An 11,899-nucleotide genomic window follows, 5' to 3' on the forward strand; every position below is an offset into this window, starting at 1 on the left:
GCGCGTCAGCCGTGGTCGAAATGTTCCAATACCGCTTTGAAGAACTTGTCCTGAACGGCGGACGTTTCCATCATCGCTTCATGCCGGCACTGCGCCAGTTCAAGCAGATGGCTGCCCTGCCATTGCCCGGCGCGTTCGCGGATCGCTGTCGATGAGACGATCTTTTCGCCATCACCAAGCGTGATCAGCACCGGATAGTCCGGCGAGGGCAAGCGCGCCAGCCGGGTGCATTCGTTCAGCGCTTTTCCGGCCCAGTCAAAGCTTGCACCTCCGATGGTCAGGTCGGGCCACAGCGCGGCCTGTTGCACCAGGCTGCCCCACTCTGCTCCGTCATGGGTCAGCAGGTTGGCACTGAAAGCTTCGTCCAGCACATAGGTGCCAGCCCCGCCACTGCCCGGCGTGGCGCGGCCCCCGCGACCAAGCCTGCCCGCGATATAGGACAGACCAAGCGCCAGGCCTTCGGGCATCTGACGCAGATTGATGCCCCACATCGGCGCCGAAAACGCCGCGCGCTCAACCGGCAGCTCATTGTGCAGAGCCGCAAGGCCGATGCAGCCGCCCATCGAATGGGCCAGCAGATACCAGGGCCGTGGCAGGTCGAGCTCAGAGGCGCTGACCACCATTTCGACAACATCGCGCTGATAATCGCTGAAGTCGCCGATATGGCCGGGGCGCGGATCGTCCTGAAGGCGATCAGACAGACCCTGACCGCGCCAGTCGATGGCCAGCACCGCCAGTCCGGCGGCATTCAGGCGGGCAGCGACATGGGCATATTTTTCGACATATTCCGTGCGGCCGGGAAACAGCAGCACGGTGCCCGTGGCACGGCCATCGCCATGCCAGCAGGCCAGGCGCAACTGCACCCCGTCATCGGCCTTGACGAAAAACGTTTCAGCCGGCGGCAGATTGTCGTCCGGCAGGCGATGAAAGGGGGCAGGTATCATCCGGGATCAGGACAGCGCCGCGCCAAGCTGCATGGCCAAAGGCATCGAGCCTTCGATCTTGAGCTTGCCGGTCATGAAGGCACTGGTGGGGTTCTCGCTGCCGTCCAGGATGCCTTCAAAGGTTTCCCGCGAGGCGATCAGCGTCACTTCGGCCTCTTCGTCGCCGGCGCGCGCGCCATCGGCGTCGATCATGATCGCGCCCTCTTCCTCGATTACGAATTTGGCGGTGTTTTCAAAGCCGCCCAGCCTTTCGTTCAGCTTTTCGACTGCCTTGTTCACGACTTCGCTCATCTCGGGTCCTCCGTTGCGCTTTGACTGGCCCCCGCCCATGAGACTGTTTACACTGGGTCCCATGAAGGCGGAAGGCAGGAAAATGGTTCGTTTCGCAGCATTACTGCTTGCCGCAAGCGTCAACATTTTTGCGCTTGGTGCAAGTGGTGGCGTAGCGTCAGCACAAGCTGCGCCTGACATGCAGCAGCTGTTTTCGCAACTTGCCCAGCCCGAGGGCGAGGGCTGGCGCATTGCGGAAAGCGATATTTTACGCGAATGGTCGAAATCAGGGTCCGCGACGATGGATCTGCTGCTGATGCGCGGCGAAGAGGCGCTTGATCAGGGCGACGTGCTGGGTGCCATCGGGCATCTGACCGCGCTGACCGATCACGCGCCAGAATTTGCCGCAGGCTATCAGGCGCGCGCCGTGGCCTATGCGCTGAATGGCGATTACGGTCCCGCCGCGGCCGATCTGGCCCGCACTCTGGAATTGGAGCCTCGTCATTTTGCCGCGATGACCCAGCTGGGCGCGATGCTGGAGGAAATGGGTGACGACCAGCGCGCCATGGCCGCCTATCGCGAGACCCTGTCGATCCATCCGCATCAGCAAGAGGCCATCGACGGGCTGGCACGTCTGGAAATGGCCAACCACGGCACCGATATCTGATCCCATGAGCATGATGAATTCGGGCCGCGTGACGGCCGTCCTTGGGCCGACCAACACCGGCAAGACGCATTACGCGATCGAACGGATGCTGGCCCACCGGACAGGCGTGATCGGCTTGCCCCTGCGTCTGCTGGCGCGCGAGGTCTATGACCGGATCGTCAAATCGCGCGGGCCTTCGGTCGTGGCGCTGGTGACGGGCGAGGAACGGATCGTGCCCGACCGGGTGAAATACTGGGTCGCCACCACAGAGGCCATGCCCGAGGTGGGGGCCGATTTCGTTGCCATAGATGAGATCCAGCTATGCGCCGACCCTGAACGTGGCCATGTGTTCACCGACCGGTTGCTGAACATGCGGGGTCTGCATGAAACGTTGTTGCTGGGCTCGGATACCATGCGCCCGGCAATCGCCGCGCTGGTCCCCGGCGTCCAGTTCGAACGTCGCGAGCGATTCTCGACGCTCAGCTGGGCAGGTTCGAAGAAATTGTCGCGAATGCCCTCACGCAGCGCCATCGTCGGTTTCAGCGTCGATAACGTCTATGCGATGGCGGAACTGATCCGCCGCCAAAAGGGCGGCTGTGCGGTCGTCATGGGGGCGCTGTCGCCGCGAACGCGCAACGCGCAAGTCGCCATGTATCAAGAAGGCGAGGTCGATTATCTGGTCGCCACCGACGCTATCGGCATGGGCTTGAACCTTGATATCCGCCATGTCGCCTTCAGCGCGACCGACAAGTTCGACGGCCGCCGGATGCGCCCGCTGTTTCCCCATGAAATGGGCCAGATCGCGGGGCGCGCGGGCCGGCACACAGAACCGGGCACATTCGGTGTAACCGGCGAGGCCGCGCCGCTGGACGAGGGGCTGATCAACGCCTTGGAAAATCATCGTTTTCAGCCGATCAGCCGTCTTATGTGGCGCAACGGGGCGATGGAATTCGGCACGCTGGACCGGCTGCTTGCCAGCCTTGAGACAGCGCCCGCCAGCGAGTGGCTGGTGCGCGGTCGCGAGGCCGATGACGTGCGCTCGCTCAAATCCCTGCGCGAGTTGCCAGAGATCCGCGACCGGGTGACCACGCCAGCCGATATCCGTCTGCTCTGGGATATCTGCCGCGTGCCCGATTTCCGGGGTATTTCCTCTGCCGAACATGTCAGCCTGCTGGCGCGGATATTCGGTTTCCTGCAAGATGGATCGGTCCCTTCGGACTGGCTGGCGCGCCAGATTGAACGCATCGACCGGCCCAAAGGCGACATCGACACGCTGTCGAAACGATTGGCATATATCCGCACATGGACATATGTGGCACAACGGCGAGGCTGGGTTGAGGACGAAAGTCATTGGCGCGGCGAAACGCGCGCTGTAGAAGACCGCCTGTCAGATGCGCTGCATATCGCGCTGACGGAACGATTTGTGGATCGGCGCACATCTGTGCTGCTGCGCCGGCTCAAACAGAAGGAGGTCCTCGTGGCCGAAGTGAACGACAAGGGCGAAGTTGCGGTCGAGGGTGAATTTTCCGGCCGCCTTGAGGGGTTTCGTTTTCGTCCCGACCAGACCTCTTCGCCCGATGAGGCAAAGATGCTCAGCCGTGCCAGCTATGAGGCATTGCGGCCCGAATTCCACTTGCGCGCGGACCGTTTCTATAACGCGCCGGATACCGAGCTGGATTTCACCGAGCAGGGCGGCCTCATGTGGGGCGACGCCGCTGTCGGCAAGCTGGTCAAGGGCTCCGAAGCGCTAAAGCCCGGTATCGAGGTCTTTGTCGATGAAGAGGCCGGCACCGAGATCGTCGAAAAGGTCAAGCGTCGCTTGCAGCATTTCCTTGATCGCAAGGTGGCGACGCTGTTCGAACCCCTGCTGGCCATGAAGAACGACGAGGCTCTGGGCGGTCTGGCCCGCGGCTTTGCCTTCCAACTGGTCGAGGCGTTAGGCGTTCTGCCGCGCGAAGCGGTTGCGAATGACGTGAAGGCCCTTGATCAAGAGGCACGCGGCACCCTGCGCAAGCATGGCGTGCGTTTTGGCCAGTTCACCATCTTTCAGCCGGCACTGCTGAAACCCGCGCCGACGCGGTTGCGGCTGGTGCTGTGGTCGCTGCATGCGGGGCTGGACGAATTTCCCGAAAGCCCGCCGCCGGGTCTGGTCACGATCCCGCATCTGGCCGAGGTGCCGGATGGTTATTACATCCTGTCGGGCTATCACCCGGCTGGCGATCGCGCGATTCGCATCGACATGCTGGAACGCCTCGCAGATATGGTCCGCGCACAGGATACCCGCGCCGGATTCGAGGCCAGCGCAGATATGCTGTCGATCACCGGCATGACGCTGGACCAGTTCGCCGATCTGATGCAGGGCCTGGGTTATGCCGCCGAAAAGGGCGAGCGCGAGAAGGTCAAGGCGACCGAGCCGGCACCTGCGCCCGAACCCGAGCTTCCTGCCTCGGACGCGCCCATGACCGAAGAAGAAAGCGTTCTGGCAGCCGAAACCCGTGCCAAATGGGAGGCCGAGCAGGCTGCCAAGAAAGCCGCCGCAGCCGAGAGCTCTGACGAGACTGAAGCCGCTGACGCCGGCGCGGGTCCTGAGCCCGCGGAACAAGAGGTGTTTTACACCTTTCGTTGGGCGCCCAAGCCGCGCGCGCCGCGCCGTCCCAAAAACGACGCCCGTGGTCCCCGCACCGAGCGTGCAGAAGGTGGCCCCAAGGGTGAGCGCGGACCCAAGAAGAAGGGCGGCCCCAAAAAGGGCGGCAAGCCTCAGGGCGGGAAAACCTATCAGGCCCGGCCCGAAAAGAAGGCCGATCCCGACAGCCCCTTTGCGGTTCTGGCGGCATTGAAAGACCGCAAATAGCCCCATGTCCCCCGAGGCCCGTCTTGTTCGTGACTTCTGGCAGGCAATGAATGCGAATGATTGGGCCGGCGTGGCCGAGCGCTATCTGGCCCATGACTTCACCGGCCTCTGGCCACAATCAGCCGAGATCATTGACGGGCGCGATCAGTTCGTGGCCGTCAATGGCGCGTTTCCGGGGCAGGGCGGCTGGCAGTTCGAGGTGATCACTCTGCTGTCCGAGGGTGAACAGGTCGTCAGTGACACCCGTGTGACGCAGCTTGATCTGCAGATCGTGGCGCGGGTGATTACCTTTCATCGCATCCGGAACGGGCTGATCGCGCAACAGACCGAGTTCTGGCCCGATCCCTATCCGGTACCGGAATGGCGGTCAGGCTTGCTGGCAACCGATCCCCAAGCAGCCCGGTTTTGAACGTGGCTTGGCATCATGGCTGAAACGCCAGAGCCGCAGGCGCTGCGGCTGGACAAGTGGCTTTTCCATATCCGGGCCTTCAAGACGCGCGGCCTGGCTGCTGCGCGAATCGAGGGCGGCGGGGTCAGGGTGAACGGCCAGCCCGTTCGCAAACCCGGTCGGTCGATCCGGCCGGGCGATCAGATCACCTTGTCTGCAAAGGGCCAGCTGCGCGCATTGCGGGTAATCGGTTTGGGTGTGCGGCGCGGTCCGGCAAGCGAGGCTCAGGCGCTTTATGAGGATCTGGACGAGGGCTAGGCGCAGGCTCTGCCCCAGCTTTCCTTCAAACGGGGGGCGGGTGTTTTTTCGCGTCTGACCGCCAGCAGGCGAACGGGCGTTTGCGGGCTGGTCTGCGGTACGAAACGGCGGTCTTTTCCCACCCGCTGGCCTTGATTGATGGCGCGGGCAGGCGTAACTAGCGGTTCGGAATGAACGGAGCAGCCCCATGACCTATGTCGTCACCGACAATTGCATCATGTGCAAATACACGGATTGCGTCGAGGTCTGTCCGGTGGACTGTTTCTACGAGGGCGAGAATACTCTGGTCATCCATCCAGATGAATGCATCGATTGCGGGGTCTGCGAGCCCGAATGCCCGGCCGATGCGATCCGCCCGGATACAGAGCCGGACATGGAGAAATGGGTCGAATTCAACCGGAAATATTCGGAAAACTGGCCCGTTATCACCCGCAAGAAAGACCCGCTGCCGACCGCCGAGGAAATGGATGGTCAGGCAGACAAGCTGGAAAAGTATTTCTCGGAAGCACCGGGCGAGGGCGATTGATTCGCGCGGCCTGATTGTCGCTGCCCAAAGTTTGCCTTTTGCTAACCCCATGGCAAAAAAGCTTTAATTGAACGAACGTTCGTCGTGGGGCAGCTTGCCGCAAGCCGCTTTTTTTGAAGCGTTTTTTATGCTATATTATTGTTACATTCGCGCTTGTCAGATGCACGATCCTGGCGGCGCCCGCCCGAAACTTGCTTATCCTGCGTCCTCTGCCGGGCGCGGGCAAAAGAAAATGATGAAATCGAACCCAAGGCGGGACTTCCCGTCAGGGGTACGTTTGCGCCCTGAATATCTGCGGCGCCACCTATGAGGAAGCCTTAATGTCGAAATCCAAAAAGAGTGAATTCAATCCCGATGACTTTGTTGTCTATCCTGCGCACGGGGTTGGCAAGATCGTTTCCATCGAAGAGCAGGAAGTTGCCGGCCTGAAGCTGGAGATGTTCGTGATCTCCTTCGAGAAGGACAAGATGACCCTCCGCGTTCCCACGGCTCGCGCCTCGGAAATCGGGATGCGCAGCCTTGCGAGCCCGGATCTGGTCGAAAAGGCGTTGGACACGCTCAAAGGCAAAGCCCGCGTCAAGCGCGCCATGTGGTCGCGTCGCGCCCAGGAATACGAGCAAAAGATCAACTCCGGCGACCTGATGTCGATCGCCGAGGTGGTGCGCGACCTGCACCGCAATGACGACCAGCGCGAGCAGTCCTATTCCGAGCGTCAGCTTTACGAAGCTGCGCTGGACCGTCTGACCCGCGAAGTGGCTGCGGTGAGCGGTCTGGAAGAAGGCGATGCGCAAAAACGTGTGGATGATGTTCTGACCAGCCGCGCGGCCTGAATTTTGATTGGACGTGTGAAAGGGGCGCCCTCATGGGGCGCCCTTTTGCATTGGGTGCCTCTTGGTCGGGGCTCGCTGTCATCAACCTGCGCTGGACCCTTGCGCTAGATCTCTGCGCGATCAGCCTGGAAAACGCGGCAGCGATGCTTCTGGATCTGCCATTCAGGATGGTTCTTGCCCCAATCCGCGACCAGAAATTGTGAACTGGTCATACACTGGATCAGCGTCATGTCCGACAACAGCCGGCTTTCTGTTCGGCATTCTTCCGGGGTGTCTTGCAAGCAGGCGATCAGGATGAATTCGATCATGGTGCCCTCCGAGCAGGCCAAAGCCTGGCCGTGGCGCCGGCAGTGAATGCCGACGCCTCTGGTGTTGGGTCGGCGATACAGTGCCGACCGTGTTGGATGTCAGGAGTTATGCACCCTCATCCTGCGCCGATAGCTGAGACGCGGCGAGGGCCAATTGGCTGATTTTCGACCATGCCAATTTATCGAAAGTGATGGCTGATCGCCGCGTGCAGCCGCGCCACCAAAGGCGCGATCTGATATTCGGGGACAGCGGCAAAGCCCAGATGCAGGGCGTTGGGCGGCGCCCGTTCAAGCTGATAGGCCAGCATCGGACGGGCAACCAGATCCTGCGAGGCGGCGCTTTTCGCGATTGCCGAGGCAGGTACATCGCCCGGCAGTCTGGCGATCAGTTGCAGACCGCCTGCCGGGACGTCCAGCCGCAACCTATCGCCGAATTTGTCCTGCAAGGCGGCAATCAGCAGGCTGCGGCGTTTGGCGTAGAGTTTGCACATCCGGGCGATGTGACGGGCGAAATGCCCCTCGGCCAGAAAATCCGCCAGCGCAGCCTGTACATGCAGCGGCGGTTCGACGCCGTGCAGGAACACCTGCTGATTGAACTGCTCTGCAAACTCTGGCGGCACCACGAAATAGGCTGTGCGCAGCGACGGTGCCAGGGTCTTTGAAAAGGTGCCGATATGGATGACCCGACCGCTGCCATAGGAATGCAGTGTCGCCACCGGAGGGCTGTCAAAGCGGAATTCGCTGTCATAGTCGTCCTCCAGAACCCAGGCATCCGTCCGGGCAGCCCAGTCCAGCAAGGCGATCCTCCGGGACGCCGACAGCGTCACCCCGGTTGGCCATTGATGGGCAGGCGTCAGATAAACGCCGACGCAGCCTTCGGGGCGGGCGATCAGGTCGTTCACGCGCGCGCCGTGCCGGTCCAGTATGACCAGACGCAAGTGATGGCCTGCCTGCGACAATGCCCGCTTGGCGACGAGGTAGCCTGGGTCCTCCACCGCGACGGTCGACTGCCGAGGCCATAGCAGCGCGGCAACCGCCATGATCGCCGCACGGGTCGAGGTGACGATCAGGATCTGTTCCGGCGCGCAGGCAACCCCGCGTGACGCGGTCAGATACTTGGCCAATTCCTGACGCAGGGGCATGTAACCGCCCGCATGGGCGTAATCGAGGATGAACTGATCGGCCCGCAAGGCATGTCGCTTGAGCAGGCGAGCCCATGTCAGCCGGGGGAAGGCGTCAAATGCGGGGATGCCGGGCTGAAAGGCGCAGCCCGGCGGTTCGCCCAGGTACAGATCTTGTGTCTGGAGCTGCGTATGGGCGGGCAGCGTGCGAAACAGCGCTCGTGTTTCGGCCTGTCCTATGGCGGGTTTAGATCTCAGCGTTGTCGACACGCGTGTCCCCGATCCGCGACGGCTTTCCAGAAACCCCTCTGCGATCAGCTGGTCGTAGACCTGCATGCTGGTGTTGCGAGAAATGCCCAGATCGCCCGCCAGCACGCGAGAGGCCGGCAAATAACTGCCTGCGCAAAGCCGGCCATCCAGAATGGCACCGCGCAACTGGTCGCTGATCTGCCGATAGATTGGCCGCGCCTGATCGCGATCGATCGTGATCCAGTTCAGCAATGTCCTGTCATGCCCTTGCGATGTCATCGCGGCACACCGTTTTCCTGCTGTCTTTCAAGATGATACCATATTGACCTCGTAGCGGCTGGTTTTTGTTGGGCCAGCGCGCTTGCCGGCCCGCCGGTGCGTGGACAACTGCGCGCGGCGCGCCTATAACGCCCGCGACTTTTCCATACCTATATGAGGCGCAAGATGATCAAGGTTTTTGGCCACAAGGCCCCCGATTCGGATGCCACCGGCTCTCCGGTTATCTGGGCCTGGTATCTCAACGAGATCCGCAAGACCCCGGCCAAGGCAGTGCTGCAGGGCGAGCCGAACACCGAGGCGCTGTGGATGCTGGATCGTTGGAACGTCGACAAGCCCGAGATCATCGTTGATGTCGTCGCCGGCGAGAAATGCGTGATCGTGGACACCAACAACCCGGCCGAATTGCCCGCATCCATCAATGATGCAGATGTGCTGGAAATCATCGACCACCATTTGCTGGCTGGCGGCATCAAGACCAAGACGCCGATCAATATCACCATTCGCCCGTTGGCTTGCACCGCCACCATCATGCATGATCTGATCGGCGACGATCTGGCCAAGGCGCCGGACGCGGTCAAGGGCGTGATGCTGACCTGCATCCTGTCCGACACGCTGGAATTCCGCAGCCCCACGACCACCCCGCATGACCGTGCCGTGGCCGAAAAGCTGGCAAAGGAACTGGGCGTGAATGTCAGCGAATTCGCCGCCGAGATGTTTGCCGCCAAATCCGACGTGTCGGCCTTTGCCGATGACGCGCTGCTGCGGATGGACAGCAAGGAATACGAGCTGGGCGACAAGAAACTGCGGGTCTCGGTGCTGGAGACCACCGCGCCCAGAATGATCCTTGACCGCAAGGATGCGTTGATGGCCGCCATGCCGGTCGTGGCCGCCGCTGACGGCGCCAACGAGGTGCTGCTGTTCGTGGTCGATATCCTGAACGAAGAGGCCACGCTGCTGGTGCCGAATGAGTTCGTCAAAACCGTGGCCGAGAAAAGCTTTGGCGCCACCGTAACCGGCGACACGGTCGTTCTGCCCGGCATCATGAGCCGCAAAAAGCAGATCATTCCGGTTCTGGCCGTCTGATGACCCAGATCATCCAGTCCCTGTCCGAGATCGGGCAGGGCTATGAGGCGCTGTATTGCGATCTATGGGGCTGTTTGCACAATGGCAATGAGGCATATCCTGCAGCGGTGGCGGCGCTGCAGGACTATCGCCGGGGGGGCGGCAAGGTCTGTCTGATGACCAATGCCCCGCGCCCCAATCAATATGTCGCTCAGCAGCTTGCCCGCATGGGCGTGCCGGGTGATGCCTTTGATATCATTGTCAGTTCCGGCGATTCTGCGCAGGATGCGATGTTTGCAGGCGCCATCGGCACCAAGGTCTGGCATATCGGCACCGACAAGGATGACGGTTTCTTTGACGACATCCCGCCCGAATGGCAGGATGCGCCAGCGATCCAGCGCGTTCCGCTGGAAGAGGCCGACGGTATCGCCTGCACCGGTCCCTTCGACGAGACAAACGAGGTGCCCGACGATTACCGCGCCCGTTTGATGCTGGCACGCGAACGTGGGCTGAAACTGCTTTGTGCCAATCCCGATGTGGTTGTCGATTTGGGCGAGACGCGGATCTACTGCGCGGGTGCGCTGGCGGCGCTGTATGACGATATCGGCGGCACCTCGCTGTATTTCGGCAAGCCATACCCGCCGATCTATGACCGCGCGCGGCGGATGCTGGACCTGGGTCAGGACGCGAGGGTGCTGGCCATCGGCGACGGCATCAATACCGATGTAAAGGGTGCCATTTCCGAGGGTATCGACTGCCTGTTCGTGACCGGCGGTCTGGCCGCGCACGCCATGGGCGGCGATGTCGAAAACCCCGATGCGGCGCTGCTGGACGAGTTTCTGGCAACGCATCAGATGGACCCGACCTATGCCACCGGAAGGCTGCGCTGAATGGTGGCAAAGCCCGTCTTGATCCCGCCGCAACAGGCCGAGGCTGCAACGCGGGTCGGTCATGTGCACCTGAAGGTGGCCGATCTCGACCGTGCAATTGCTTTTTATTCCGGTGTTCTGGGGTTTGATGTGATGCAACGGTCCGGACGCGGGGCGGCCTTTCTGGGGGCGGGTGGCTATCACCATCATATCGGGCTGAACACGTGGGAATCTGCGGGCGCGACGCCGCCCCCTCCGGGGCATACGGGGCTGTATCACAGCGCGTTCCTCTATCCTGACCGGGTTGCTCTGGGCCGCGTGCTGGCGCGGGTGACCGCGGCTGGCATCGCGCTGACCGGCGCGGCCGATCACGGCGTCAGCGAGGCGATCTATCTGGATGATCCCGACGGCAACGGGGTCGAACTCTATCGTGACAAGCCGCAGGCCGACTGGCCGGTCGATGCGCAGGACCATCTGAGGATGGTCAATGCGCCGCTGGACCTGCAGGCCCTGCTGGACGAAGCAGCGGCAGCGGACGGCTAAGGGCCGGGCCTGCTGCGTCAACCATTGATCAATGACTGACCTGACATTCGGGATCACTTCAAGTGATCTCGACCGCCTGCCCGTATCTCAGAACATCCAGCCGCCGAACGTAGGATTGCACGTCAATCGCAGCCGATCCTCAGGGTAATAATCTTGTACTTTAGGCGAAGTTTTGCGATATTTTCTTGCGTTGCCGATTTTACGCTGCTATGCAGCATAAAAATTTCGGCAAGGGGTAAAGGATGTTGGACAACCTCCCACGCGGCACGATCGTTATCGAAGATCTGGAAATCGGAATGACCCGGCATCTGCAAAAGCAGGTCACCGATCATGACATTAAACTGTTCGCCGAGGTCTCGACCGACCACAACCCGGTGCATCTGGATGATTCCTATGCGCAGGACACGATTTTCGAGGGCCGCATCGCCCACGGCATGCTGACCGCCGGGCTGATCAGCGCGGTGATCGGCGAGCAACTGCCCGGGCATGGCACGGTCTATCTGGGCCAGACACTGAAATTCATGGCCCCCGTGCGGCCGGGAGATATGGTCCGGGCCGAAGTGACGGTGCAGGATATCGACATGTCCAAACGGCGCGTGACGCTTGCAACCCGCTGTCTGGTCGGTGATACGGTCGTGCTGAAAGGTGAGGCGGTCGTGTTGGCCCCGAGCCGCAAGTTCGACTGATCGCCGGGG

At 61.7% G+C, this 11,899-nt stretch carries 14 protein-coding genes; 10 read left to right on the forward strand and 4 right to left on the reverse strand.

Annotated elements, in window-relative coordinates:
- Positions 1-5: 5 nt before the first annotated feature.
- The gene (locus CUV01_RS15025; RefSeq protein WP_101461181.1) at positions 6-944 is read right to left on the reverse strand and encodes an alpha/beta fold hydrolase; all 939 of its coding nucleotides are present in this window, start codon (positions 942-944) and stop codon (positions 6-8) included.
- 6 nt (positions 945-950) lie between these two features.
- Positions 951-1,235 carry an SCP2 sterol-binding domain-containing protein gene (locus tag CUV01_RS15030; protein WP_101461182.1) on the reverse strand — a complete coding sequence of 95 codons (285 nt, stop codon included), beginning with the start codon at positions 1,233-1,235 and terminating at the stop codon, positions 951-953.
- A gap of 178 nt (positions 1,236-1,413) precedes the next feature.
- Here CUV01_RS15030 and CUV01_RS15035 point away from each other — a divergent pair, with 178 nt between their 5' ends.
- The 6 genes from CUV01_RS15035 to CUV01_RS15060 all read left to right on the forward strand — a co-directional run bounded on the left by CUV01_RS15035 (position 1,414) and on the right by CUV01_RS15060 (position 6,773).
- Positions 1,414-1,881, forward strand: a complete 468-nt coding sequence (locus CUV01_RS15035; protein WP_232962290.1) for a tetratricopeptide repeat protein — start codon at positions 1,414-1,416, stop codon at positions 1,879-1,881.
- Between the two features lie 10 nt (positions 1,882-1,891).
- Complete coding sequence (locus CUV01_RS15040) at positions 1,892-4,711, forward strand: helicase-related protein (protein ID WP_101462142.1); 2,820 nt, start codon at positions 1,892-1,894, stop codon at positions 4,709-4,711.
- 4 nt (positions 4,712-4,715) lie between these two features.
- A complete protein-coding gene (locus CUV01_RS15045) occupies positions 4,716-5,120 on the forward strand; it encodes a nuclear transport factor 2 family protein (protein WP_101461183.1) in 405 nt (134 codons plus the stop codon).
- Positions 5,121-5,135: 15 nt separating this feature from the next.
- Entirely contained in the window at positions 5,136-5,417 is a 282-nt protein-coding gene (locus CUV01_RS15050) for an RNA-binding S4 domain-containing protein (protein WP_101461184.1), read from the forward strand.
- 187 nt (positions 5,418-5,604) lie between these two features.
- On the forward strand, positions 5,605-5,943 hold the full coding sequence (gene fdxA / locus CUV01_RS15055; protein ID WP_101461185.1) for a ferredoxin FdxA: 339 nt from the start codon (positions 5,605-5,607) through the stop codon (positions 5,941-5,943).
- Between the two features lie 320 nt (positions 5,944-6,263).
- Positions 6,264-6,773, forward strand: coding sequence for a CarD family transcriptional regulator (locus tag CUV01_RS15060; RefSeq protein ID WP_101461186.1), 510 nt, complete (start codon positions 6,264-6,266; stop codon positions 6,771-6,773).
- A 104-nt stretch (positions 6,774-6,877) separates the two neighbouring features.
- Here the strand turns inward: CUV01_RS15060 and CUV01_RS15065 are convergent, their stop codons facing one another.
- Positions 6,878-7,081, reverse strand: a complete 204-nt coding sequence (locus CUV01_RS15065; protein WP_157994876.1) for a hypothetical protein — start codon at positions 7,079-7,081, stop codon at positions 6,878-6,880.
- A 179-nt stretch (positions 7,082-7,260) separates the two neighbouring features.
- Positions 7,261-8,730 carry a MocR-like pyridoxine biosynthesis transcription factor PdxR gene (pdxR, locus tag CUV01_RS15070; RefSeq protein ID WP_101461188.1) on the reverse strand — a complete coding sequence of 490 codons (1,470 nt, stop codon included), beginning with the start codon at positions 8,728-8,730 and terminating at the stop codon, positions 7,261-7,263.
- A 165-nt stretch (positions 8,731-8,895) separates the two neighbouring features.
- On the opposite strand from pdxR, the gene CUV01_RS15075 reads away from it, so the two are divergent.
- The 4 genes from CUV01_RS15075 to CUV01_RS15090 all read left to right on the forward strand — a co-directional run bounded on the left by CUV01_RS15075 (position 8,896) and on the right by CUV01_RS15090 (position 11,890).
- Positions 8,896-9,813 (forward strand): manganese-dependent inorganic pyrophosphatase, encoded by a 918-nt coding sequence (locus CUV01_RS15075; RefSeq protein WP_101462143.1) that lies wholly within the window; start codon positions 8,896-8,898, stop codon positions 9,811-9,813.
- On the forward strand, positions 9,813-10,682 hold the full coding sequence (locus CUV01_RS15080) for a TIGR01459 family HAD-type hydrolase (protein ID WP_101461189.1): 870 nt from the start codon (positions 9,813-9,815) through the stop codon (positions 10,680-10,682). Before CUV01_RS15075 ends, CUV01_RS15080 begins: the two co-directional genes overlap by 1 nt.
- Positions 10,683-11,204 carry a VOC family protein gene (locus tag CUV01_RS15085; protein ID WP_101461190.1) on the forward strand — a complete coding sequence of 174 codons (522 nt, stop codon included), beginning with the start codon at positions 10,683-10,685 and terminating at the stop codon, positions 11,202-11,204.
- Positions 11,205-11,446: 242 nt separating this feature from the next.
- Positions 11,447-11,890, forward strand: coding sequence for a MaoC family dehydratase (locus tag CUV01_RS15090; RefSeq protein ID WP_101461191.1), 444 nt, complete (start codon positions 11,447-11,449; stop codon positions 11,888-11,890).
- Positions 11,891-11,899 lie beyond the last annotated feature (9 nt).

Origin of the sequence: Paracoccus tegillarcae, from assembly GCF_002847305.1 — a bacterium.
GTDB classification, from domain to species: Bacteria; Pseudomonadota; Alphaproteobacteria; order Rhodobacterales; family Rhodobacteraceae; genus Paracoccus; species Paracoccus tegillarcae.